Genomic DNA, 23,308 nt, shown 5'->3' on the forward strand with positions numbered 1-23,308 from the left:
CACGTCCCACAGCGTCGCGTCCCGCGGGACGTCGGGGTGGGCGCCGGTCACCAGGCGCTCACCCGTCGCGGCGTCGTAGTAGTACCAGGGGAACTCGGTCCACACCCCGCCCTCCGTCTGCTGGATGGCGTACCCCTCCAGGCCGGGACGCCCGGGGTCGAGGTCGCCGACGTGGAAGCGGTCGCCGTGCACGGCGCGGTCCACGACGTACCTGGGCGTGCCGTCGCTGCCGAGGACGTGGTTGCCGTCGGCGACGTCGTCGCGGCCGTCCCCGTCGACGTCGGCGATCCGCAGCTGGTGGAAGCTCGTCCCGCGGCCCAGGAGGTGCTTCCAGCGCTGGGTCAGGGTGCGCCCGTCGAAGTCCCACGCCGTGAAGAGGGTGCGGAAGCCCCCCCGGCCCGCCCCGGCCCGGGTGACCTGCTTGGTGACCAGGCTCGGGTGCGCGCCGTCGAGGTAGGCCACCGCGAACTGCCCACCCGAGGGGCCGTCGGCGGCGAGGTCCGGCGGCAGCGGCGCACGGGTCAGCTCCGAGCCGCTGCGCCCCTCGACGACCGAGACGTACTGCGACTCCGGCCGCGGCCCGCTCACCGTGGCGCCGTCGGCGAAGCGCACCCCGGGGGCCGTGTGCAGGAGGACCTCGGAGCGGCCGTCCCCGTCGAGGTCGTAGACGGTGACGTTGTCGTCGTTGCGGAACCCCGCGACGTCCCCGTAGCCGCTGACCGCCGCCGGCGCGGGGTCGTTCGCCCCGTTGCCGCCCGCACGGGTGTGCGAGGCGGCACCGAGGTCGATGCGCCAGAGGTTGCGGCCGTCGAGGTCGTACGCCTCCACGTAGGAGGGCAGGCCCGCGGCGAACGGCAGGCGGGTCACGACGAACTCGTAGCGCCCGTCGCCGTCGAGGTCCCCGGGCCAGGCGTGCTGGACGTGGTAGCCGGCGGCGGGCAGCAGGGGGATGTCGAGGCCCTGCTCCCCGCCGAACCGGACGGCGGGCGCGCTGTCGGCCTCCTCCCGCCCGCGCAGCACGGCGCGGACCGTGTAGCTGCCACCCGCCGCCCCGCGGTCGAGGTAGGTCGTGGAGCGCCGCACGGGTGCGGAGGTGATCCGCCGCCCGTCCCGGTAGACGTGGAAGTGCAGCGCCTCCTCGCCCTGCTCGGCGCCCAGGAGGCGCCAGCTCAGGAAGGTGCCCTCGGCGGTCGGGACGGCGGCGAGGCCGCGGTCGAGGCGCTCCACGACGCGGCGGGGGGTGTCGGCCACGGGGCGCGCGGCACCGGGTGCGGCGGCGGCGGGCGGCACCGAGGCGGGCAGCGCCGCGGCGAGCAGCAGCGCGAGCACCCCCGCGCGGCGGGGGGCGGGACGGGCGGGCACGGGTCCTCCGGTGGTGTCTCTGAAAGGTCTGGAACGTTTCACCGGTCCGCGCGGAAATGCCCGGGGCTCAGGGCCCCGGGCACGTCCGTGACAGCGGACCGGATCGGGCGGGGTGGTCCGGTGAGGTGGTCGGGTCGGGTGGTCGGGTCAGGTGGTCACGACGGGACCGGGGCCGGCAGGCGCCGGCCCGCGAACGTGCCCTCGCGCAGGGCCTCCAGCAGCGGGCGGCCGCTCACCTCGCCGGTGGCGTACCCGCTCTGCGGGCGCGGCAGCCCGTAGTGCTCGCGCAGCGTCGTGCCGGAGTACTCGCGGCGGAAGAGGCCGCGGTCCTGCAGGACCGGGACGACCTGGTCGACGAACGCCTCCAGGACGCTCGGCAGGAGCGGGGCCATGACGTTGAACCCGTCCGCGGCCCCTGCGCGGAACCACTCCTCCAGTGTGTCCGCCACCTGCTCCGGGGTGCCGGTGAACGTGCGGTGCCCGCGCCCGCCGCCCAGGCGGGCGATGACCTGGCGCACGGTGAGCCCCTCCCGGCGGCCCAGGTCGGTGACGAGGGTGAAGCGGCTCTTGTTGCCGTTGATCTCGGACTCCGCCGGCAGGTCCAGGGAGGCCAGCGGCCGGTCCAGGTCCTCCGCGGACAGCGGCACGGTGAGGATGCCCGAGAGCTGGGCGAGGCCGTGGTCCCAGACCAGGAGCTCCTCCAGCTCCCGCTCCAGCCGCCGCGCCTCGGCCTCGGTGGACCCCAGGACGGGCACGATGCCGGGCAGGATCTTCACGTGGTCCGGGTTGCGCCCCGCGGCGGCGACCCGGCCCTTGACGTCGGCGTAGAACGCCTGCGCCTCCTCCAGCGTCTGCCAGGCCGTGAAGACCGCCTCCGCGCTGTGGGCGGCGAAGTCCCGGCCGTCCTCGGAGGAACCGGCCTGCACGAGCACCGGCCGGCCCTGCGGGGAGCGTGGCACGGTGAGCGGGCCCTGCACCGCGAAGTGCCGGCCCCGGTGGCCGACCTCGTGCACGCGCTCGGTGGCGGCGTACACCCCCGACTCCTTGTCCAGGACGAGCGCGCCGTCCTCCCAGGAGTCCCAGAGCTTCACCGCGACGTCGACGAACTCCGCCGCCCGCTCGTAGCGCACCCGGTGCTCCAGGTGCTGCTCGTAGCCGAAGTTGCGGGCCTCGGCCTCCGTGCCCGAGGTGACGATGTTCCAGCCCGCCCGGCCGCCGGAGAGGTGGTCGAGCGTGGCGAACGCACGGGCCGTGGCGAACGGCTCGGTGAACGTCGTGGACACCGTGGCGATGAGACCCACCCGCGAGGTGTGCGTGGCGACCGCGTTGAGGATCGCGACCGGGTCGAGCCCGCCCTGGCTGTTGTGGCGCACGTTCCCGCGCACCGCCACCCCGTCGGCGAAGAAGATCGAGTCGAGCCTCCCCCGCTCGGCGGTCTGCGCGAGGGAGATGAAGTGCCGGACGTCGTGGGCGCGGGAGGGGTCGCTGGCCGGGTGGCGCCACGCGGCCTCGTGGTGGCCGAGGTTGAGGAGGAACGCGTTGAGGTGGAGCTGGCGGGACACGGGGGGCCTTCCTGGGTGCCGGGCGGGTACGGGGTCGGTGCGGGTCTCAGGAGCGGACGTCGGTGCGCCAGCGGGAGAAGCGGCGCTCCAGCCCCACGAGCAGCCCGTTCACGACCAGGCCGATGGCGGAGATCGTGAGGATGCCCGCGTACATCTGCGGGATCATGAAGTTGAACTGCGAGGAGTTGATGAGGTACCCCAGGCCGGCCTTCGCGCCGACCATCTCGGCGGCGATGAGGACGAGGATGGAGGAGGCCCCGGCCAGGCGGACGCCGGTGAAGATGGACGGGACCGCCGAGGGCAGGACGACCTTCCGGAACAGCTGCAGCGGGGGCAGCGCCATGGAGCGCGCCGACTTCAGCAGCAGCGGGTCCACCGTGCCCACGCCGCTGATGGTGTTGAGCACCACGGGGAAGAGGCAGGCGTAGACCACGATCGCGATCTTGGAGGTCTCGCCGATCCCCAGCAGCAGCGTGAAGACCGGCAGCAGGGCGAGGGCCGCGGTGTTGCGGAAGAGCTGGAGCACCGGGTCCAGGAGCTGGTGCACGACCTTGTACCAGCCGAGGAGCACCCCGAGCGGGACCCCGACGAGGACGGCGATGCCGAACCCGGTGAACGCCCGGGTCAGGCTCGCGCGGGTGTTGTCCAGCAGCTGCCCGTCGGCGGCCAGCGCCCACCACGCGCGGGCCACCTCGCTGACCGGGGGGATGAGGGAGCGCTCCACCCAGCCGAGGCGCGGGGCGAGCTCCCACAGGCCGAACAGGACGGTGAGGACCGCGGCCGAGCGCAGGACCGTGGCCGGCGAGCCCCGCCGGGGGCGCGGGCGGGCCGCAGGAGGCCGGCGGGCCGCGATCTGCCGTGCCGCGGTCGCCAGGGCCTGCGGTGTCGTGAGCGTGTCAGCCAACTCCGACGACCTCCTCCTTCTCGGGGTCGAGCAGGTCCGAGACCCGCCCGGGCCGCTCCAGCAGCTCGGCCTTGCGGACCTCGTCGTGCAGCAGCGACCACACCTCGTGGCGCAGCGCGGTGAACCCCGGGCTGGTCCGGATGTCGGCGTCCGCGGTGCGGTCGCCGAGGTCCACGTCGAGGACGTGCTTGATCCGGCCGGGCCGGGACGTCATGACGGCGACGCGCTGGCCGAGGTAGACGGCCTCCTCGATGCCGTGCGTGATGAACACGATCGTCTTGCCGGTCGCCTGCCAGATGCGCAGCAGCTCCTGCTGGAGGGACTCGCGGGTCTGGGCGTCCAGCGCCGCGAACGGCTCGTCCATGAGCAGCACCTCGGGGTCGAGGGCGAGCGACCGGGCGATCGCCACGCGCTGCTTCATGCCGCCGGACAGCTCGTGCGGGTACCGCTTCTCGAAGCCGTCCAGCCCGACCAGGCGCAGGAACTCCCGCGCCCTGCCGGCGCGCTCGCGGCGCGGGAGCTTCCTGGCCTCCAGGGCCAGCTCGACGTTGCCCTGGGCGGTGCGCCAGGGCAGCAGCGCGTACTGCTGGAACACGATGCCCCGGTCCAGGCCGGGCCCGGTCACGGGCTCGCCGTCGAGGAGGATCTGCCCGCTCGTGGGGGCGGTGAGCCCGCCGAGCAGGTCCAGCAGGGTGGACTTGCCGCAGCCGCTGGGCCCGACGAGGGCCAGCAGCTCACCCGGCCGCACGTCGAGGGTGAAGGAGTCCAGGGCGGTGAAGACCTCGTCCTCCACGCCGCGGATGGGGAACGTCTTGGTGACCGCGTCGAAGCGGATCCCGGCCGTCACGGGGCTCACCCGGCCTTCGCGTAGGGGTTGTACTCGTTGGTGTACAAGGACTTCACGTCCAGCTCGCCCTTCTTCACGGCCCCGGTCGCGTCGAGCCAGGTCTCCCAGCGGGTGAAGTCGGAGTCCTGGATGAGGCCGCCCTCGCTGGCCACGCCGGTGCTGTGCCAGTACTTCAGGGAGGCGGTGCTCTCGTTGGTGCGCTCGCGAGCCTCGATGATCTTCGTGTAGCGGGCGATGACGTCCTGGTGCGGGGTGGTCTTCGTCCACTCGATCGCCTTGGCGATGCCGGCGACGAACGCCTCCACCGTGTCGGGGTTCTTCGCGATGAAGTCGTCGCGGAACACGTAGGTGCCGGCGCTGAAGTCCCCGAAGAGCTGGGAGTCCTTGAACACCGCGCGCACGCCGCCTCCTGCCTCGGCCTGCTCGCGGAACTGCCCGGACAGCGCCGCGACGTCGATCTGCCCGGCGCGCAGGGACTGCTCCATGTTCGGCGGCGGCAGCGGGACGAGCTCCACCTTCTTGATCTCGTCCTTCGTGAGGCCCTCGGAGGAGAGGTAGGTGTGGATGACCGCCTCGTTGTGACCGCCGAGGGTGTTGACGCCGATCTTCTTGCCGATGAGGTCGCGGGCACCCCGGATCGGGCTGTCCTCGACGACGTAGAACCCGTTGAACGCCTTGGCGTCGGAACCGTAGTAGGCGACGACCGCCGTGACGGGTGCACCGGAGGAGATGAGCTTGGCGACGGCACCGTCGAACGCGCCGCCGAAGTCGGTGGCGCCGGTCGCGGCGGACTGGATGTCCTGCGGCCCGCTGATGGTGTTGCCCACCCACTCCAGCTCCACGTCGCCGAGGTAGCCGAGGTCCTGGGCGAGCTCGGGCAGGGTCACGGTGTTCGACCAGCCCTGGTAGCGCAGGGTCTTGGTCCCGCCCCCGGCCGCCGCCGCGGCGGCGGTCCCGGCCGGAGCGGCCTCGGAACCGCAGCCGCTGACGGTGACGGTGGCGGCGAGGAGGGCGGCGGCGAGGCCGGCCACGGACGACAGTCGGATCTTCACGGGTTCTGCAGCTCCTGCGGTACGGGTGGGTGGTCAGTGCGAGGGGGTGTAGGCGGCGTCGTTCCCGCGGACCACCCGGCTGGGGGTCCCGTCGACGCCGACGGGCACGTCCCCGGCGACGGTGACGCGGGTGAGCTGACGGTTCGCGCGGCCGTAGTCGTTGACGGCGTAGTGCTGGGTGGCGCGGTTGTCCCAGATCGCCACGTCGCCGGACGCCCAGCTCCAGCGGACCTGGTTCTCCGGGGAGGTGATGCGGTCCTGGAAGATCGTGAACAGCGCGGCGAACTCCTGCGAGGTCAGGCCGCGGAAGGCGCGGGCGAAACCACCGAGGACGAGGGTGCGCTCGCCGGTCTCGGGGTGGACCCGCACGACGGGGTGCTCGGTCTCGAAGAACTCGGAGACGAACTGCTCGTGGTAGGCGCGCTCCCGGGCGCCCTCCTGCTCGCGGGGGCGGACGTAGTCGTTCTGGTTGGTGTGCACGACGCGCAGGGAGTCGGCGAGGGCGCGCAGGTGCCCGGGCAGCCGCTCGTAGGCGCTGGCCGTGTTCGCCCAGACCGTGTCACCCCCGACCTCGGGCAGGGTGACGGCGCGCAGCACGGTGAACGCCGGCGGGCGCTCGACGAACGTGACGTCGGTGTGCCAGGTGTCGGCGCGGCCGGCCTCGGAGTCGATGGGCAGCACGTGCTGGGACTGCTCGGCGGAGAACGCCGTGGGGTGGGCGGTGGTGAGCTCCCCGAGGAGGCGGGCGAAACCCACCTGGCCGTCGAGGTCGAGGTCGTGCTGGCCGCGGAAGAAGAGCACCTTGCGCTCCAGCAGCAGCTCGCGGATCCGGGCGACGGTCTGCTCCGGCAGGTCCGGGCCGAGGGCGACGCCGGACACGACGGAGCCGGTGGTGGCGGTGAGGGAGGTGGCGGTGAGCGTGGTGGGCTCGGCGACAGCGGTCATCGGAACTCCAGGGGCGTGGTGGAGGGGGGCGTGGCGGGTGGCGTGCGTGCGGGTGCGCCCACCGGCGTCGGGATGCGCGGCGGCGGGGCAGGGACCGGACCGGGACCTGTTGCGGCTCAGGCGGGGACGTGCGTGCGCCGGCGGCGCGGATCGCGCGGGCGGCGGGGGCTGTCAGCGACAGCGCGTGCCGGGCGGCACGGGGGACATGCTGAGGAGATGACGCACGAGGGCGGGACCCGACGGGGTCCTGCTGCCCTGTGCGTGCATCGTGCGCTCCTCGTGTCGTGGCCGGGAACCCGGCGGGGAACACACCACCAGCACCGGCCGGTCATTGTCAAGTTCGCCGGTCGACATTGCCGGGAGAGCGGTGCCGCCGGGAGAGTTCAGCGGGTGACGACGTTGCCCATCATCATCATGTCCTCGTGCTCCAGGTTGTGGCAGTGGAACACGAACCTGCCCGCGTGGTCGGTGAACCGCACCAGGACCTCCACGACCTCCCCCGGCCGCACGTCGACCGTGTCCTTCCAGCCCGCGTCCCACGCGGAGGGCCCGTGCGCGCCGCGGCGCACCACCTGGAAGGGGTCGAGGTGGACGTGCACCGGGTGGTGCACGTCCGTGCGGAACCGCCAGCGCTCCACCTGCCCGAGCACCGGGTCCGCGTCCACGCGCGCCGCGTCCCACGGCCGCCCGTTGAGGACCCAGTGCGGCTGTCCGGGCCGGCCGCGGGAGAACCGGAAGTCCCGCGTGACGCGCACGGCGCGCGGGGACAGCGGCTCGACCTCGGACAGCCGCGCCGGCACGGTGGAGCCCTCCCGCCCCCGGCGCACGACGCGGAAGCGCAGCACCTCGGCGGTGCGGCCCTCGCCGAGGGAGTTGCGCACCGCGACCTCCGTCCCCACCGGGTAGCGCCCGAAGTCGACGACGACGTCGAACCGCTCGGCGGGCGCCACGCGCAGGCTGCCGAGTTCCTGCGGTGCGGCGAGCAGACCGCCGTCGGAACCCACCTGCACGAACACCGGCCCGTCCGGCGGGGGCGGGTCGAGGGTCAGCTCGTAGCGCCGGGCGCCGGAGGCGTTGAGGACCCGGAACCGGTGGCGGACGGCGTCCACCTCCAGGACCGGCCAGGGGGCGCCGTTGACCAGCAGGACCTCCCCCAGCACCCCCTCGGAGAACTCCGCGCGGACACCGGGGGCGTGCAGCATCGAGGGGTCCCGGGCCGGGTAGCGGAAGGACCCGTCCTCGGCGAAGGAGCGGTCGGTGAGCACCAGCGGCACGTCCCGCTCCCCCGCCGGCAGGCCGAGGAACTCCTCCTCCTCGTCGGTGACGAGGTGCAGCCCGGCCAGGCCCCGGTGCACGGCCGGGGCGGTGAAGTCCATGCGGTGGTCGTGGTACCAGAGGGTCGCGGCGCGCTGGCGCATCGGGTAGCGGTGCTCCCGGCTCCCGACCCGCACGTCGCCCGGGGCCCCCCCGTGCGCGCTCCCGTGTGCGTGCGTCGCGCGGGCGGCGGCTGGGTCGGACCCGGCGGGCAGGAGCAGGTCGGTGGGGAAACCGTCGCTGTCGGCGGGGGTGTGCCCGCCGTGCAGGTGGACGACGGTGGGGACGGGCAGCTCGTTGACGTGGGTGACGAGGGCGGCGCGGCCGCTGCGCGAGACGAGCGTCGGGCCGGGGAACGTGCCGCCGTAGGTGAACACCTCCGTGTCGCGGTCGGGCAGGATCCGCACGCGCGCGACGCGCTGGACGACCTCGTACACGTCCCCCGCGGCGGTGGTGCGCACCGGCTCCAGCACCGCGGGAACGGGCAGCGGCACGGCGAACGGGCGGGGCAGCGGCCCGGCGTGGGCGAGGAGCTCGCCGCTGCGCTCCCGGGTTCCCGAGCACCCGGTGGCGCCGGCGAGGGCCGCACCCCCGGCGAGGAGGAACCCGCGGCGCGACAGCGGGCTCACCGCGGGCCCCCCGGCGCGGTGCGCCGCCCGGGACGCCACAGCAGGGACCAGACGGCGAGGGCCACGAGCGCCCCGACGACGCCCACCCCGAGCGGGACGTGGACGGCCAGGACGCGGCCGTGGCCCATCCCGGTCTGCAGACCGACCGCGAAGAACAGCAGGAGGCTCACCGGCGCCGGCCACCAGGGGCCGCGGCCGGGCCGGACGAGCAGGACGGCGGCGGCGAACTGCAGCATCGCCCCGAGCGGCAGGAGGCTGCCGATCACCGAGTGCGCGGCGATGGAGTCGACGTCACCGGCGAAGTAGGACCCGGCCAGCAGCGCCTGGGTGCAGGCCAGGGCGGCCTGCAGGGCGACCACGGCGGTGAACAGGTACCGCGTGGTGCGGGGGCCGGTGCGCGCGGGCCGCGCGGCGGCGGGGGTCCGGGCGGGCGTGCTCGTCGTTCCCATGTGCAGACACGCTACATATCGATGTGTCAGCAGTCTACGTATGTAGCCGACCGACATCGGGAGTACGCTCCTCGTGTGGATGCCGAGGCCCTGCGCGGCCACCTGGAGTCCCTCGTGCTGGCCGTCCTGGAGGACGAGCCGCGGCACGGCTACGCCGTGATCGAGGCGGTGCGCGAGCGCAGCGCCGGCGTGCTCGCCCTGAACACCGGCAGCGTCTACCCCGCCCTGCGGCGCCTGGAGCGCGACGGGTTCGTCCGCGGCACCTGGAGCCTCGTGGACGGCCGCCGGCGCCGCACCTACCGCCTCACCCGCTCCGGGCAGACGGAGCTGGAGGCGTCGCGGGAGCGCTGGCGGCGGTTCACGGCCGTCGTCGGCGGCGTGCTCGACGCGAAGGGGGCCGCCTCGTGACCGCCGTGGCCGTGCCCGGGCCCGTCGAGGACTACGTCCGGGACCTCGCGCGGGAACTGCGCGGCCCCGCCCGCACCCGCCGGGAGATGCTGCGGGAGATCCGCGACGGCCTCGACGACGCCACCGGGGCGCTCACCGGGGAGGGCCTGCCCCGCCGGGAGGCCGAGCAGCTCGCCGTCGAGGAGTTCGGGCCGGTGGCGGAACTGGCGCCGCAGCTGCAGCGGGAGCTGGCCGTGCACCAGGCCCGCTGGACGGCCGGGTGGAGCGCCGTGTCGCTCGTGCTGCTGTGGGTGGCCTGGGACGCGGTCTGGGTCTCCGCGCCGCACGTGACGGCTCCCGCGACCGCCGTCGGCGCCGGCACCGGGCTCTCCCGCCTCATCGACGTCTTCGGCCTCACCACGGCCCTGCTGTGCCTCGGCGCGCTCGTGGTGCTGCAGGTCGCGGGCACCCGGATGCGCCGTCCCGAGCTCCTGGCGCGGGTGATCGGCCGCACCACCCTCGGCGGCGTCGTGGCGACGTACGCCACCTCCCTCACGCTCACGGTCCTCGCCGCCCCGCAGGTGGTGGCCACCCTCGGCGCCTCGGCCCTGCACTGGGCCGTCGTCACGCTCACCCTGGCCGTGCCCGCGGTCCTGCTCGTCTCGGCGCACCGCTGCGTCGGGGCCTCGGACCTGCACCGGAACCGCTGAGCGTCCCGCCCGCGCCCTCCGCGCCGGGCCCCCCGGGCGCACCGGGCGCACCGGTCAGGCGTACCCGGGTCCGCCGGGAACCCCGAAGAACTCCTCCAGGGTCACCACCCCCCGCTCCGCCATCCGCGCCACCAGCTCCCGCCCCACCCAGCGGTAGTGCCAGGACTCGGGGGCGTAGCCGGTGACGGGGGTGAGCCCGGCGGGGTAGCGCAGCAGGAAACCGAAACCGCCGGCGTGGGCCGCCAGCCAGCGCGCCTCGGGGGTCTGCCCGAAGCAGTCCTGCACCGCGCAGGCCGGCTGGGCGGCGCTGCCGAAGTCGACGGCGAGCCCGGTCTGGTGCTCGCTGTAGCCGGGCCGCGCGGAGAACCGCTCGGCCACCTCGCGCCCGTCGCGCCGCACCGCCCGCTCGTGCACCGCCTCCTGCTGGGCCCGCGAGCGGTAGCCGCTGGTCAGCGTCAGGCGCACCCCGTCGGCCTCCCCGGCGGCCAGCAGCGCGGTCAGGTCGGGCACGACGGCGGTGGCGACCGGCTCGCCCGCGACCTCGGTCAGCGACGCCGGGACGTGGTCGCCGGGGACGAGGGGGCGCTTCTTGTTGACGACGACCCACGGGCTGGCGGGGTCGGTGGTGGAGTGCCCCGGCTCGCCGGCGGCAGCGGGCTCCTCGCCCCGCAGCTGCGCCAGGCCCACCCCGGTCCCCGCGCCCGCCACCACGATGCCGGCCAGCAGCGTGCGCCGGGCCACGACCGCGCGGTGGCTGTAGCGGCGGCTGCCGTCGGGCATCCGGTCGGCGGCGAAGGGCGACGGCACCCGTACCTCCCCGGCTCGTCGGGTCGACCCACGCGGACACCCGGATCCTGGCGCACCGGAGCCCGCGCCGTCCGCCGGACGCGCCGGACGCGGGCACACGACGTGCCGTCCGCGTGGCCCCGGGTCGCAGGGCGAGGAGCGCATGGCGGCCCTGGAGGCGGCGGGCGGGAAGGTCCCCACCTTCCCCGGCGAACGGCGACCCGGGGCACGGGACGCGTGACGCCGGGCCCCGGTGCCCCCGGAAAACCGGTCGGCTCCGGGGCACCGCCGCACTACCCTCGTGACCGGGACCACCACCCCCGGAGCGGACGATGACGACCACGACGACGACGATCACCTGGCGCCGGCTGACCGAGCGCGACTTCCCCCTCGTGCGCTCGTGGTTGCAGCAGCCGCACGTGGAGCGCTGGTGGAACCACGAGACGTCCCCGGAGGCGGTGGAGCGCGACTTCGGCCCCCCGGCGCGCGGTGAGGAGCCGGCGGAGGACTTCCTCGTGTTCCTCGACGGCCGCCCGGTGGGCCTGTTCCAGCGCTGCCGCATCGCCGACTACCCCGAGGACCTCGAGGACCTCGGACCCGTCGTGGACGTGCCGGCCGGCGCGGCGGAGCTCGACTACCTCATCGGGGAACCCGGGCTCACCGGCCACGGCCTCGGCCCGCGCCTCATCGCCTTCGCGGCGGAACGCACGTGGGCCGACCTGCCCGACACCCCGTGCATCGTCGTACCCGTGGTGGCGGCCAACCGCGCCTCGTGGCGGGCGCTGGAGAAGGCGGGGTTCCGGCGCATCGCCGAGGGGGACATCGAGCCGGACAACCCGGTCGACGACCCCCTGCACTTCGTGTACCGGCTGGACCGCCCCTGAGGGACCGGCCGGCACCGCCCCGGCGCGAGTTCTCCTCGGCCGTCACGCCGGGTGGGTGGGGCGGGAACTGCTGCACCGCACGACTAGTAGCGGTCCCGGCGCACGACGTGTGCGTCGACCAGGCCGAGGAAGGCCCCCACGGCCGGGCTGGGCGTGGGACCGGCGAGGCTGGCCGCGGCCAGGGTCCACGGCGCGGGGGGCGGGTCGAGGTCGACCGCGGTGAGCCGGCGGCCGTCCTCGGTGGCCAGCGGCGGCACCAGGGCCACCCCGATGCCGGATTCGACGTAACCGGGGATGGTCGTGATGTCGCTGACCTCGACGGCGATCGTGCGGGCGATGCCGGCCCGGCGGAAGTCGTCGTCGGTGCGGATGCGGTTGCAGAAACCGGGGGGCAGGTCGATGAACGGCTCCTCGGCCAGGGCGGCCGGGCTGACCGTGCTCCGCCCGGCCAGCGGGTGGCCGGCCCGCAGCAGCAGCCGCGGCTGGAACTCTGCGATCGGGTCCAGGTGCAGGTCGGGCACGCTCGCGGCGTGGAGGGCGACGAAGGTGATGTCGAGCTCACGGGCGCGCAGGGCGGCCAGCAGTGCGTCGGTGCCTCCGGTCGCCGTGCTCAGGTACAGCCGCACGCCGGGGTAGCGGGCGCGGAAGTCGCTCACCAGCCCCGGCAGGTCGACGGCGGTGAGGCCCGAGAGCGTGCCGACGCGCAGGCTGCCGGTCAGCCCCTCGCGCGAGCCGTCCACCGCGGCGCGCGCCCGGGCGAGGGCGTCGAGCGTCCGGCGCGCCTCCGGGAGCAGCGCCCTGCCGGCCTCGGTGAGCGAAACCCTGCTGGTGCTGCGCTCGAACAGTGGCGTGCCGAGGTGCCGCTCGAGCGCCCGGATGCTCGCCGAGACCGTGGACTGCACAGCATGGCTGCGCTGGGCGGCGCGGGTGAAGTTGAGCTCTTCGGCGACGGCCACGAAGTACTGCAGTTGACGCTGCTCCACGCGCCGATGTTAATCGCCCGGGGCGATCGAGGACATGAAAACTGTTCGTTGGCGGCGAACGCCCGGGTCAGGGCAGTCTCGGCGGGTCATCCGAACCCGAACGAGGAGCCCCTCACCGTGAACGTCTTCCTGACCGGCGCCACCGGCTACATCGGCTCAGCGGTCCTGCCCGCCCTGATCTCCGCGGGCCACCCGGTCACAGCGCTGGTCCGCTCGGAGGAGAAGGCGGCGGCGGTGCGCGCTGCCGGGGCCGCGGCCGTCGTCGGCGACATCCGGGACCTCGACCTCGTGCGCCGCCTCGCTGCCGGCGCCGAGGCCGTCATCGCCACCGCGTCGCCGGGCGACGCGACCAGCGGCCCGGTCGAGACCGCCTTCGCCGGGGCCGTCCTCGACGCCTCGGGGCCGGGTGCCACGTTCCTGCGCACGGGGGGTGTCTGGGTGCACGGCTCGGCGCCGGACATCACCGAGGAGACCCCGCGCCACGCACCGCCCCTGGTCGCCTGGTACCAGGAGGTCGACTCGCGCGTCCTGGCCGCGGACGGCATCCGCTCGATCGTCATCGAGCCGGGCACCGTCTACGGCAACGGCGCCGGCATCCCCACCGTGGTGTTCGCGGGCGAGCGGGTCGGCGAGCCGTCCGCGCTGCGCATGGTCGGCCCCGGCACCCAGCACTGGACCAGCGTGCACGTGGAGGACCTGGCGGAGCTGTACGTGGCCGCGCTGGAGCGGGCGGAGAGCGGTTCGGTGTACCTCGGGGTGAGCGGCGACAACCCGACGGTCCGCGAACTGGGGGAGGCCGCGTCCCACCGGCTGGGTCTCGGCGGTCGCGTGCTGGCCGAGGACGCCGCCGCCCTGGTCGAGCGGCTCGGCGGGTTCGGTGAGGCCCTGCTGCTCGACCAGCAGGCCACCGGCGAGAAGGCGCGCAGCGAGCTGGGCTGGAAGCCGTCGCGCCCGTCCCTGCTCGAGGAGTTCGCCGCCGGCGCCTACGACCCCGTCTGACGACCCGGACGGAACGCGGTCCGCGATCCGGCGCGGCCGTCACCACCGCCGGGGCCGTGCCCGCGCCGCGCGCCGGTCGTGGACCACCGCACCGGACCATCAGTGCCCCTCGGCGTGCCCCTCGGAGTGCCCGGCGGGCGCGGTGTTCGGCACGGGGACCCCGCCCGGCGGGACCTCCCCCACCCGGTACCAGGCGGACGCGGCGCCCTCGGTGCCGGCGGCGTCGCGCGCCGCCACGGACACCAGGAGCTGGAACGCGCTGAGGGACAGCTGCGCCGCCTCGTCCTGCGCGACGCGCGCGGCGGGGCTGGTGCCCGCGGCGGCGTCCAGGGAGAACTGAGGGGCGTCGAGCACCTCCTCCCGCCCGCCGCGCCCCTCGGAGGTGCTGAACCGCAGGACGTAGCCCGCCGCGCCGGCCACGGGTTCCCAGCGCAGCACCCACCGGGTGCGCCACTCCACGAGGCCGCCGGGCACGTCCCGCCGCGAGCGCTCCAGCGCCACGGCGAAACCGGCCGGGACGGGCAGCGGGGCCGCCGCGGCGCGGGCGTGAGCGGCCGCCGCGGCATCGGTCGCGGGTGCGGCGGGGCGCTCCGGCCCGGCCGGCTCCGAGGCGCACCCGGCGGCGAGCAGCCCGGCGAGGACCAGCCCGGCCGGCAGGCCCGCGGCACCCCGGCGCCCGAGGGCGGGGGGCCTCACCACTCCACGGCGCCGAAGACGGAACCGTTGGCGTAGATGGTGCGGTCGGGGATGCGCTGACCCTGCGCGAGCTCGCTGCCCACGACGGCGCTGCGGGTCCCGATCTCGGAGTCGTTGGCGACGAACGAGCGGAACACCACCGAGCCGTCGCGCAGGACGACGTCGTTGCCGATGACGGTGGGGGCGGCGAGACCCGTGGTCGGGTCGACCTGGGGGCGCCCGCCGCCGTGGACGATGACGCCCTGCCCGTAGCGGACGCGGTTGCCGACGTGCAGGTCGCTGCCCTCCAGGGCGTGGAAGGTCACCCGGTCGCCCATGCGCTCAACGTTCCCGACCCCGAACGGGCCACCCTCGTCGGCGCGCAGGGAGATCCGCTCGCCCATCACGCGGTCGAGCTGCGCGGCGCTGTCCTCGAAGCAGACGTCGCCGATGATGCGGTTGCGGAACCCCGGGTCGCGCACCTGCGGGCCGGTGCACAGCGCCGACTCCACGGTGGGCAGGTCGCGGGAGCGGTCGAAGGGGTTTCCGCCCGGGTCGGGGCCGATGCCCCGGACGTCGGCGGGGGAATCCCCCGCCATCCGGGAGTACTCGCGGGCCAGGCCGACGTTCACCTCGACCACGCCGGCGTTGAACTCCCGGTCGGCCCGGGTGATGGGGCGCACCTTGCCCAGGGCGGGGTCGTCGGCCTCGGCCTGGGTGCGCACGTCCTTTCCGGGCAGCACGATGAACCCGGAGCGCAGCCGGACCCCGGGACCGACGCGCGCGAGCGCCGACACCCCGCTGTCCCGTTCGAGGACCGCGCCGTCGACCATCGCGCCGAAGCTGACGAACACCCCGGAGTCGCCGGTGCGGCCGCCCTCGCCGTCGGGGACCTCGATCTCCGGACCGACACCGATGCGGGCGGGGCCGCGGACGGAGGAGCCGTGGGCGAGGATGACGCGCTCGCCGGTCTCCACGCCGCTGCCCGGCCGCAGCCCGACCCGCAGGAGGGCCTGGGAGCGGGGGGCGTCGGAGAACGGGGCGGTGTCGACGGTGACGTTGTCCTGCAGGTTCGACTCGGCGCCCACGAGGAGGTTCGCGCGGCCACCGCGGACCGCGGCGAAGGGGCCGACGTAGACGTGCTCGCCGAGGTGGACGGCGGCCGGGCGGGAGACCGTGGCGGAGGGGTCGACGAACGCGGCCGTGGCGATCCCCCCGCCGGTGTCGCAGACCGGCCGCCGCTCGGGTGTGGGCGAACAGGTGGCGCCCTTCTCGTCCGCGCCCGCGGGAACGGTCAGCGCCGCGGCCACCGCGCAGGAGGAGACCGCCACCCCGGCGAGCCGCGCTCGCCACCACCGACGCCGCATGAGCCGCTCCAATCACCAAGGGTCGCCAACGGTCACCACAGAGTTGCGCAGGTGGTGCGCGGTGTCCATCCCCCCGCGGTGAAGAGCGCCTTGACGTCAGGTGATCCTGACGAGCACGCTGGAAGCGTGGTCACCGCCGACGAACTGGAGAGAGCGGTCAGCCTGCGGGCGGCCGTCGCACGCTACGAGGTCCTGCGCGCCCGGGACTCCCTCGTCGAGGGCGCCGACCCCCTCGGGGAGCGCGACGGCGTCCCGGACCCCCTGGACCGCGAGGAGGCGCTGGAACTCCTCGCACTGGGCGAGGTGATCGCCCGCAAGGCCGGGTACGGGCAGCAGCTCGCGGTCCGCACCGCCCGCAGCCACGGCGCGACGTGGGCGCAGATCGGCCAGGCCCTCGGCACCAGCAGGCAGTCGGCGTGGGAGCTGCACATGCGCTGGATCGAGCAGCAGGTCCACCAGCACGCCGAGCACGAGCACTCCGGGCTCGACGCGGCCGAGGAGGTCATCGCCCGCGCCGTGGCGGGGTCGGTGGACGACCCGGCCTGAACGGGGAGGCGGAGGGCTGCGCCCCGCGAGGCCTCACCCTCCCGCGCAGGGCTGCGGCCGTGCTGCGGGCCCCGCCCCGGCGGACCGCAGCCAGGTGGACGTCCAGCGGTAGAACTCCGGGGCGCCGTGGCTCACGTTGACCGAGTGGCCGGCACGGCGCACGACCAGGTCGGCGCCGCCGGTGCACGCCGTGCCGCCACAGGCGAGGGTGTCGTGCTCGCCCACGGCGTACGCGGTGGGGACCTCAGCCCGCGGCGGCGGCACCGGCCCGGGTTCCGCACCGGGTCCGGTCCCCGGCCCGGGGCGCACCGCGAGCAGTTCCGCGACGGCGAGCGTGTCCTTGGCGGCCTCCTCCAGCGGCACGACCGCCGGGTCGTGGGTGCCCTCGGCGAGGAACACCCCGGCCCGGGTTCCCGGCCGGGTCGTGAGGTAGTGCGCCGCCCACGGCTCGGCGGCGAACTTCGGGTCCTGCTGCGCGGGGTGGAAGGGGAACAGCGGATCGGCCGGCCCGTCCCCGCCCGGCCCGTCCCCGTCCGGCCCCGCCCCACCGGCGCCCCGCCGCGCCGGGATGCCGCTGACGACCACGGCGTCCACCCCGCCGAGCGCGGCGGCCCGCTCGGCCACCAGCCCGCCCATCGAGTGCCCGTTCAGCACGACCGTGCCCGCCCGCGGGCCCAGCGCCCCGGCGCGCAGGTGTTCCACCACCTGGTGCACGGCGGCGGCTCCCACCGCGAAGTCCAACCGCCGCCCGTCGGGACGGTCGCTGCGGCCGTACCCCAGGCGGTCGAGGTTCAGGGTGGCGTACCCGGCGCGGGTCGCGTGGTCGACGTAGGAGTGGGTGCGCGGCCGGTGGGGCCAGTCCCAGTACGCGTGGTCGTAGGTCCCCCCGTGGAGCAGAACCTGCACCGGGGTCCGGGAGGTGCGGCGGCCGCGCGTGCACAGCTCCCCGTACACGCGGTGCCGTGCGCCGAGGACGGCGACGGGGAAGGAGTAGGCGCGGCACCGGGCACCGCTGGGGCTGTCGGCGTGCGCGTCCAGGAGCACGACCCCGCGCGCCGGCCGGTGCTCACCGGGTGCACCGGCGGCGGGGACCGCAGGCAGGGCGGTGAACGCGAGGGCCGCCGCCAGGAGCGCGCGGGAGCGGGTGGGGTTTCTCGTCATGCGCCCAGCCTCCGGGCGCGTCCGCCCGGCGTCGTCGGCCTGGTGTGGAGATGCCGGTACGCACGACGTGCAGCCGCCTCACGGCACGGGCGGGCGCACCAGCCCGGAGGTGTACGCCAGGACCACGAGCTGCGCGCGGTCGCGGGCGGCGAGCTTCGCCATCGCGCGGCTGACGTGGGTCCGCACGGTGGCCGGGCTGACCACGAACTCCCGCGCGATCTCGTCGTTGGACAGCCCCTGCGCCACGCGGACGACCACCTCGCGCTCCCGCACCGTCAGGTCCGCCACCGCCACCGCCACCGCCACCGCCGCCGTGGAGGCCGGCGCCGCGACCGGGGCACCGGTGCGCGCGGTGAACTCCGCCACGAGCCGCCGGGTGACCCCCGGCGACAGCAGCGCCTCACCGGCAGCCACCACCCGCACGGCGCGCACGAGCTCGTCGGGGTGGGTGTGCTTGACCAGGAAACCCGCCGCCCCCGCCCGCAGCGCCGCGAACACGTACTCGTCGAGGTCGAAGGTGGTCAGGACGACGACCCGCACACCGGCCAGCCGCTCGTCCGCGCAGATCCGCCGGGTGGCCTCGATGCCGTCCACCCCGGGCATCCGCACGTCCACGAGCACCACGTCCGGGCGGGTCGCGACGGCCAGGGCCACGGCCGCGGCCCCGTCGCCCGCCTCGCCGACGACGTCGATGTCCTCCTCCGCCCCCAGCAGCGCGCGGAAACCGGCGCGGACGAGGTGCTGGTCGTCCGCGAGGACCACGCGGATCACCGGCCGCCCCCGTCCGGGGGCACCGGGGCGGGGGCACCCGCAGCCGCGACCGCCGCGGGCCAGCACGCGGTGACCTCGAAACCCCCGCCCGCCCGCGGGCCGGCGGACAGCACCCCGCCGGTGGCCTCCGCCCGTTCCCGCATGCCCCGGACCCCCGCCCCCGGGCCGCGGGCGGCGCCCGGGGCGGCGCCCGGGGCGGGACCGTCGTCCACGACGGCCACCCACAACCCCGCGGTGTCGAACGGCGCGACCGCGACCCGCGCCCGGGCGCCCGGCGCGTGCCGTGACACGTTCGTCAGCGACTCCTGCACGACCCGGTACACCGCGAGCTGCACCGATCCGGGGACCGGACCGGGCAGCGGCGCCACGTGCAGTTCCACCCGGGTCCCGGCCTGCTCGGCCGCCAGCGCCAGCTCCGGCAGGTCCACCAGTCCGGGAGCCGGGTCCAGGGGTGAGGCCGCCGGGCCGTCGCGCAGCACCCGCACGAGAGCGCCGAGCTCGTCGAGGACCGTGGAGCTGACCGCGCGCACCGACTCCAGCGCCTCCCTGGCCACCTCCGGCCTGGCCGGCAGGGCGCGCGCGGCGACCGCCGCCTGCACGGTGATGGTGGCCATGGCGTGCCCCACGGTGTCGTGCAGGTCGCGGGCCAGCTGCAGGCGTTCCTCCGCCAGCCGGCGCCGCTCCTGCAGCTCCCGCGCCCGGGCCAGCAGCTCCTCGCGCGCCTGCCGGGCGGCAGTGCGCTCCCGGGCCCCACGAGCGGCGTCCGCGCCGAGGACCGCGGCGGCCGCCCAGCCGGCGAACGCGACGTCGAGGGCCCCCACCCCGCCGTCGAGCAGCGCGCCGGCACCCACCACGACGCCCGTGGTCACCACGGCCACGGCGTACGCGGCGCGCCGCCGCCGTCGCCACGCCAGGATCACCGGGACCGCCAGCGGGACGAGCAGCACCGGCCCCTCGGGGTGCTGCCGCGCCGCGTGCGCCAGCACCGCGAGGACCACGACGGCGGCCGCGGCGACCGGACGCCACCGGGCCGCGGCGAGCGCCGCGCAGGCCAGTGCGACCAGGCCGTACCCCGCCGCGTCGAGAGGCCGCTCACCGTCACCGGGCCGCAGCATGGAGGTGCCCAGCAGGACGAGGCCGCCGCCGGCGAGGCACAGCAGGAGCCACGGCAGGGCACCGGCGGCCCGCGCCGGTGCCGCACCCCGGGTCCCCACCGCCCCTCGCCGCCCCACCGGGGCATCGTGGCGTGCACCGGCGGGCGGGCACCAGGGGCGGGCGCGACCGCCCCTGGCGGGAGCGGCTACACCGCGGCGATCTGGAGCGCCGCGCGTCGGCGCGTGGACTTGGTCGCGTACATCTCCGCGTCCGCGCGGCGCAGCAGGTCGTCCATGTCCCGGCCGCTGCCGACGACGTGCCCGACGCTGCCGCCCACCGGTGGAGCGGCGCCGACGACCACGGGCGGGTCCTCCAGCGCGGCGCTCAGGCGCCGCGCCAGGTCGTCCCCCGCCGCGGCGTCGGCCACCCGCGCCAGGACCGCGAACTCATCGCCGCCGAGGCGCACGGCGAGCTCGCCGGGACGTACCACCGCGCGCAGGCGGGAGGCCACCGCGCGCAGCACCTCGTCGCCCGCGGCGTGGCCGAAACCGTCGTTGACGGCCTTGAACCCGTCGAGGTCGACGTAGAGGACGGCGACCGGGCCGTCCTCCTGCTGCAGCCCGCGCACGGCCTCGGTGAAGGCGAGGCGGTTCGGCAGCCCGGTGAGCGGGTCGTGCGTCGCCTGGTGGCGCACCAGTTCCTGCTCCCGCTCCAGCGCGGCCTTGCCCGCCCGCTCCTGCGCCAGCAGGGCGTCCGCGGCCCGCTGCGCGTCCCGGTGCGCCGCCGCGTTGCCGCGCAGCAGCCCGGCCAGGAGCAGGGTGACGGTGGCCAGCGCCGCGGCGAGCGTGACGTGGGCCGTGCGGTGCGCCTGCTCCGACGACGACGTCGCGCTGTCGGAGGCGGTGAGCAGCAGGTCGTCGAGACGCTCGTAGGCCGGGGTGGTGCGGTCCTCCTCGGCCTTGCGCGCCTGGTCCGTGCGGTTCAGCGTGATGTGGGCGAGCTCCTGGTTGAGCGCCTCGTGGTACTCCTCGACGTGGCCGCGCAGGCTCGTCAGGTCGCCGATCCCGGAGGACACCAGCCCGTCGATGAGGCGCCGTTCCTCCTTGCGCGCGTCGCCGAGCCGCCGGGCGACCTCCAGGGAGGACTTGTCCCGGGCCAGGGCGCGCCACTGCAGGTCGCGCTCGTTGCTGAGCATCCCCCGCAGCGTGGCGATCTGGGTCACCATGCGGGCGCTGCCGTCGGCGCGCTCGTGCAGGGTGATGTTGACGTAGCCCACCGCGGCGAGCACGAGGGCGACGAGGACGGCGTGGGTGCGCCAGCTCCGCGGCGGGCGCGGGCTCCGCGCCTCGCTGCGGAACCGGGGCATCATGGCGCGGTCAGCTCCCCGACCTGCTGGGCGGACGCGGTGACGAGCTCCGCGACCCGCTCGTGGGGCAGGGGCCCACCGGTCTGCATGACCTCGCCCCACAGGTTGCTGAGGTCGTGCTGGAGCTGCGCCTCGACGTCGATCCACCGGGACGCCGGCGGGTACTGGCGGCCGTGCTCGGCGGCGGCGGCGATCGCGGCGGTCCTGGGGTCCGAGGCGGTCACGGCCGCGCGGACCGCGGGCAGCAGACCACCGGAGGCGGTCATCCGGCGCTGGCTCTCGGGGGAGGACAGCCACGTGATCCACCGCAGCGCCTCCGCGGGGTGCTCCGCGTGCGCGGAGACCGCGAGGTTGCTGCCGCCGAGGAAGCCGATGCGCCCGGCGGGGCCGGCGGGCAGCTCCGCGGTGGACCAGTTCTCGCGCACGACAGGCGCGGTGGCCTCGTCGGCGAGGACCGGCACCGTGTACGGCCCGGAGATAATGAGGGGGTAGTCGCCGCGGGCGAAGCCGTCCTTGGCGTCGCTGTCCGTGCGGTTGAGGATGTCCTGGTCGCCGAAGGTGCCGACGAGGCGCTGCATCCGGTGGATGCCGTCGAGGGTGCCCTGCTCCTGCACGGCGCGGCCGGAGGCGTCGAGGATGTTGCCGCCGGAGCTGTAGACCCACGGGGCGGCGTTGTGCACGACGTTCCAGTCGTTGACCCCGGGGAAGCCAAGGGGGCGCTTGCCCGTGTGCTCCTGCAGGCGTGTCAGCGTCGCCTCGAACGACTCGAAGGTCGCGAAGGCGGTGGCGGGGTCGAGGCCGGCGGCCGCGAGGACGTCGGTGCGGTAGAAGAGCACGCGGGTGTCCACGAGCCACGGCACCGCCACGGGGCGCTCGGCACCGAGCGGCTGGGTGGAGTGCCAGGAGGCGTCCAGGAACGCGTCCCGGCCGCCCACGGCGGCGAGGTCGGCGTCGGAGACGGGGCGGAAGGCGTCCTGCGCGGCGAGGCCGGCGACCCACGTGGAGCCGACCTGCGTGGCGTCGGGGCCCTCACCGCTGGCGGCCGCGGTGGTCAGCCGGGTGAGGGCCTCCTCCCACGGGACCTGCACCAGCTCGACGCGGACACCGGGGTTGGCCTGCTCGAACAGCTCGGCCTCGCGGCCGATGGCCTTGCCGGGGTGGGCACCGTCGGGCATGTACCAGAACTCCAGCGTCACCGGACCGGGAGCCGCCGCGGGCTCCTCGCCCCCGCACGAGGTCAGCCCGAGGGCTGCGCACGCGAGCAGCGCCGCTCCCCTCAGGGTGGCGCGCCTGGTCGTCCCGTGTCCGGTCATGTGCAGACCATCGGCACGCCGGGATCCCGGCTGAACACCTCTGCGGGGCCCGCCCGGACCGGGCCCGCGGGCGGGGGAGGCAGCCCGCGGGCCCGGTGGTCAGCCGGCCGCCACCGGCAGGTCCGACGGGACGTCCGCCGGGACGTCCTCGAGGGACCAGGACACCCCGTGCGGGGCGAGGGAGCCGAGGAAGCCCGCGGGGTCGAGCACCTGCGCGGGCGACCACGCCCCGGGCGGCACCGCCCCCGAGGCCGCACCGGCCGCGAGCACCCGCGCCGCCTCCACCGCGATCACGGCGGTGGTGCCGTACATGTCGCGGGCGGTCAGCTCCGCGCGGCGCCTGCGCCCGTCCACGGCCGTGGCGTCGACGACGAGGGAGAACCGCGCCCGGGCACGCGCCTGCGGGTCCGGTCCCCCGCGCAGCGGCATGGCGTCGACGAGCTCCTGCGTCGCCGCGGAGAAGAAGTGCTGGATCTCCGGGGTCGCCAGGCCCTCGGCGTGCCGGGTCCGCACGTGCCGGGGGATGGTCACGGCGGGCGGCAGGGCGAACCTCACCACGGGCGTCTCCTCCGCGCCGCCGGGCCAGCGCACCGCCCGGCGGCGGGCGGGGGTGCCCGTCACGTAGCCGGTGCCGTCCCAGGCGGAGCCGCCGGTGCGGAACGTCCCCGCGTGGGTGAGGGCCATGAGCACGGTGCCGCGGGAGCCCTCGGCGTCCCGGGCGTCGAAGGCGACGCTGACGGTCTCCAGCTCCCCCAGGCCCTCGGCGACGAGGGACCCGAGCAGGTCCCCGGTCAGGCAGTCGTTGTTCGCCGCGGGCAGGACCACGACCCCGGCGGCCGCGGCGGGCGCGGCCCAGGTGTCGAGCACCCGCCGGATCCACGCCTCCTCCCCGGAGATGTCCACGTGGTGCACGCCGGCGTCGATCGCGGCGCGCAGGACGGGCTCGGCGAACAGCGCGAAGGGGCTGACGCAGTTCACGACGGCGTCGGCACCGCGCAGCGCCGCGACGAGCGCGTCGTGGTCGCCGGGTGCCGCGACCCGCACCGCGTCCGGGCCGAGGCCCGCGGTGCGCGCCGCCGCCAGCAGCCGGCCGTGGTCGCGGCCGACGAGGACGACGTCGAAGCCGCGGCGCACGGCCTCGGCGGTGACGAGGCGCCCGGCGAAACCCGTGGCGCCGCCGACGGCGAGCCTCATGCCCGGC

Annotated in this window: 22 protein-coding genes and 1 pseudogene; 5 read left to right on the forward strand and 18 right to left on the reverse strand. The window is 75.9% G+C overall.

Going from position 1 to position 23,308, the window contains the following annotated elements; genetic code table 11:
- The 8 genes and pseudogenes from ACYQBY_RS17635 to ACYQBY_RS17670 all read right to left on the reverse strand — a co-directional run.
- Positions 1-1,404: pseudogene (locus ACYQBY_RS17635) on the reverse strand (rhamnogalacturonan lyase family protein); the annotation flags it as partial.
- Positions 1,405-1,517: 113 nt separating this feature from the next.
- Positions 1,518-2,924 (reverse strand): LLM class flavin-dependent oxidoreductase, encoded by a 1,407-nt coding sequence (locus ACYQBY_RS17640; RefSeq protein WP_459645195.1) that lies wholly within the window; start codon positions 2,922-2,924, stop codon positions 1,518-1,520.
- Between the two features lie 46 nt (positions 2,925-2,970).
- Positions 2,971-3,828: an ABC transporter permease gene (locus ACYQBY_RS17645; protein ID WP_459645196.1), complete on the reverse strand. Its 858-nt coding sequence runs from the start codon at positions 3,826-3,828 to the stop codon at positions 2,971-2,973.
- Positions 3,821-4,684: an ABC transporter ATP-binding protein gene (locus tag ACYQBY_RS17650; protein ID WP_459645197.1), complete on the reverse strand. Its 864-nt coding sequence runs from the start codon at positions 4,682-4,684 to the stop codon at positions 3,821-3,823. Before ACYQBY_RS17650 ends, ACYQBY_RS17645 begins: the two co-directional genes overlap by 8 nt.
- Complete coding sequence (locus ACYQBY_RS17655) at positions 4,681-5,727, reverse strand: ABC transporter substrate-binding protein (protein WP_459645198.1); 1,047 nt, start codon at positions 5,725-5,727, stop codon at positions 4,681-4,683. The genes ACYQBY_RS17650 and ACYQBY_RS17655 overlap by 4 nt, the downstream gene beginning before the upstream one ends.
- A gap of 33 nt (positions 5,728-5,760) precedes the next feature.
- Positions 5,761-6,672: a TauD/TfdA dioxygenase family protein gene (locus ACYQBY_RS17660; RefSeq protein ID WP_459645199.1), complete on the reverse strand. Its 912-nt coding sequence runs from the start codon at positions 6,670-6,672 to the stop codon at positions 5,761-5,763.
- 383 nt (positions 6,673-7,055) lie between these two features.
- Positions 7,056-8,615 (reverse strand): multicopper oxidase family protein, encoded by a 1,560-nt coding sequence (locus ACYQBY_RS17665; RefSeq protein ID WP_459645200.1) that lies wholly within the window; start codon positions 8,613-8,615, stop codon positions 7,056-7,058.
- The gene (locus ACYQBY_RS17670; protein ID WP_459645201.1) at positions 8,612-9,064 is read right to left on the reverse strand and encodes a hypothetical protein; all 453 of its coding nucleotides are present in this window, start codon (positions 9,062-9,064) and stop codon (positions 8,612-8,614) included. Before ACYQBY_RS17670 ends, ACYQBY_RS17665 begins: the two co-directional genes overlap by 4 nt.
- Before the next feature lie 75 nt (positions 9,065-9,139).
- Here ACYQBY_RS17670 and ACYQBY_RS17675 point away from each other — a divergent pair, with 75 nt between their 5' ends.
- Entirely contained in the window at positions 9,140-9,472 is a 333-nt protein-coding gene (locus ACYQBY_RS17675) for a PadR family transcriptional regulator (protein WP_459645202.1), read from the forward strand.
- Positions 9,469-10,161, forward strand: a complete 693-nt coding sequence (locus ACYQBY_RS17680) for a permease prefix domain 1-containing protein (protein ID WP_459645203.1) — start codon at positions 9,469-9,471, stop codon at positions 10,159-10,161. Before ACYQBY_RS17675 ends, ACYQBY_RS17680 begins: the two co-directional genes overlap by 4 nt.
- Before the next feature lie 54 nt (positions 10,162-10,215).
- Here the strand turns inward: ACYQBY_RS17680 and ACYQBY_RS17685 are convergent, their stop codons facing one another.
- On the reverse strand, positions 10,216-10,968 hold the full coding sequence (locus ACYQBY_RS17685; RefSeq protein WP_459645204.1) for a M15 family metallopeptidase: 753 nt from the start codon (positions 10,966-10,968) through the stop codon (positions 10,216-10,218).
- Between the two features lie 311 nt (positions 10,969-11,279).
- On the opposite strand from ACYQBY_RS17685, the gene ACYQBY_RS17690 reads away from it, so the two are divergent.
- Entirely contained in the window at positions 11,280-11,831 is a 552-nt protein-coding gene (locus ACYQBY_RS17690) for a GNAT family N-acetyltransferase (protein ID WP_459645205.1), read from the forward strand.
- 83 nt (positions 11,832-11,914) lie between these two features.
- Here the strand turns inward: ACYQBY_RS17690 and ACYQBY_RS17695 are convergent, their stop codons facing one another.
- Positions 11,915-12,814 (reverse strand): LysR family transcriptional regulator, encoded by a 900-nt coding sequence (locus ACYQBY_RS17695; protein ID WP_459645206.1) that lies wholly within the window; start codon positions 12,812-12,814, stop codon positions 11,915-11,917.
- A 117-nt stretch (positions 12,815-12,931) separates the two neighbouring features.
- On the opposite strand from ACYQBY_RS17695, the gene ACYQBY_RS17700 reads away from it, so the two are divergent.
- Positions 12,932-13,813, forward strand: a complete 882-nt coding sequence (locus tag ACYQBY_RS17700; protein ID WP_459645207.1) for an NAD-dependent epimerase/dehydratase family protein — start codon at positions 12,932-12,934, stop codon at positions 13,811-13,813.
- 99 nt (positions 13,814-13,912) lie between these two features.
- Here ACYQBY_RS17700 and ACYQBY_RS17705 read toward each other — a convergent pair whose 3' ends face one another.
- A complete protein-coding gene (locus ACYQBY_RS17705) occupies positions 13,913-14,509 on the reverse strand; it encodes a hypothetical protein (RefSeq protein ID WP_459645208.1) in 597 nt (198 codons plus the stop codon).
- Entirely contained in the window at positions 14,506-15,855 is a 1,350-nt protein-coding gene (locus ACYQBY_RS17710; protein WP_459645209.1) for an acetyltransferase, read from the reverse strand. The genes ACYQBY_RS17705 and ACYQBY_RS17710 overlap by 4 nt, the downstream gene beginning before the upstream one ends.
- 126 nt (positions 15,856-15,981) lie before the next feature.
- Between ACYQBY_RS17710 and ACYQBY_RS17715 the strand changes: the two genes are divergently transcribed.
- Positions 15,982-16,401 (forward strand): hypothetical protein, encoded by a 420-nt coding sequence (locus ACYQBY_RS17715; protein WP_459645210.1) that lies wholly within the window; start codon positions 15,982-15,984, stop codon positions 16,399-16,401.
- A gap of 33 nt (positions 16,402-16,434) precedes the next feature.
- Here ACYQBY_RS17715 and ACYQBY_RS17720 read toward each other — a convergent pair whose 3' ends face one another.
- The 6 genes from ACYQBY_RS17720 to ACYQBY_RS17745 form a co-directional block, all read right to left on the reverse strand.
- Positions 16,435-17,562, reverse strand: coding sequence for an alpha/beta hydrolase (locus tag ACYQBY_RS17720; protein ID WP_459645211.1), 1,128 nt, complete (start codon positions 17,560-17,562; stop codon positions 16,435-16,437).
- A gap of 78 nt (positions 17,563-17,640) precedes the next feature.
- Positions 17,641-18,333, reverse strand: coding sequence for a response regulator (locus ACYQBY_RS17725; protein ID WP_459645212.1), 693 nt, complete (start codon positions 18,331-18,333; stop codon positions 17,641-17,643).
- Positions 18,330-19,547 (reverse strand): sensor histidine kinase, encoded by a 1,218-nt coding sequence (locus tag ACYQBY_RS17730; RefSeq protein WP_459645213.1) that lies wholly within the window; start codon positions 19,545-19,547, stop codon positions 18,330-18,332. Before ACYQBY_RS17730 ends, ACYQBY_RS17725 begins: the two co-directional genes overlap by 4 nt.
- Before the next feature lie 86 nt (positions 19,548-19,633).
- A complete protein-coding gene (locus ACYQBY_RS17735) occupies positions 19,634-20,797 on the reverse strand; it encodes a diguanylate cyclase domain-containing protein (protein WP_459645214.1) in 1,164 nt (387 codons plus the stop codon).
- Positions 20,794-22,107 (reverse strand): extracellular solute-binding protein, encoded by a 1,314-nt coding sequence (locus ACYQBY_RS17740; protein WP_459645215.1) that lies wholly within the window; start codon positions 22,105-22,107, stop codon positions 20,794-20,796. The genes ACYQBY_RS17735 and ACYQBY_RS17740 overlap by 4 nt, the downstream gene beginning before the upstream one ends.
- Before the next feature lie 99 nt (positions 22,108-22,206).
- The gene (locus ACYQBY_RS17745) at positions 22,207-23,301 is read right to left on the reverse strand and encodes a saccharopine dehydrogenase NADP-binding domain-containing protein (RefSeq protein ID WP_459645216.1); all 1,095 of its coding nucleotides are present in this window, start codon (positions 23,299-23,301) and stop codon (positions 22,207-22,209) included.
- Between the last annotated feature and the right edge of the window lie 7 nt (positions 23,302-23,308).

The sequence above is a fragment of the Kineococcus anabasis genome (assembly GCF_054590795.1).

Excerpts from the sequence above, each read along its gene's own strand:
- ACYQBY_RS17735 (WP_459645214.1), bottom strand. The coding sequence starts at position 20,797 with ATGATGCCCCGGTTCCGCAGCGAGGCGCGGAGCCCGCGCCCGCCGCGG.
- ACYQBY_RS17745 (WP_459645216.1), bottom strand. The coding sequence starts at position 23,301 with ATGAGGCTCGCCGTCGGCGGCGCCACGGGTTTCGCCGGGCGCCTCGTC.
- ACYQBY_RS17710 (WP_459645209.1), bottom strand. The coding sequence starts at position 15,855 with ATGCGGCGTCGGTGGTGGCGAGCGCGGCTCGCCGGGGTGGCGGTCTCC.
- ACYQBY_RS17660 (WP_459645199.1), bottom strand. The coding sequence starts at position 6,672 with ATGACCGCTGTCGCCGAGCCCACCACGCTCACCGCCACCTCCCTCACC.
- ACYQBY_RS17690 (WP_459645205.1), top strand. The coding sequence starts at position 11,280 with ATGACGACCACGACGACGACGATCACCTGGCGCCGGCTGACCGAGCGC.
- ACYQBY_RS17740 (WP_459645215.1), bottom strand. The coding sequence starts at position 22,107 with ATGACCGGACACGGGACGACCAGGCGCGCCACCCTGAGGGGAGCGGCG.
- ACYQBY_RS17670 (WP_459645201.1), bottom strand. The coding sequence starts at position 9,064 with ATGGGAACGACGAGCACGCCCGCCCGGACCCCCGCCGCCGCGCGGCCC.
- ACYQBY_RS17720 (WP_459645211.1), bottom strand. The coding sequence starts at position 17,562 with ATGACGAGAAACCCCACCCGCTCCCGCGCGCTCCTGGCGGCGGCCCTC.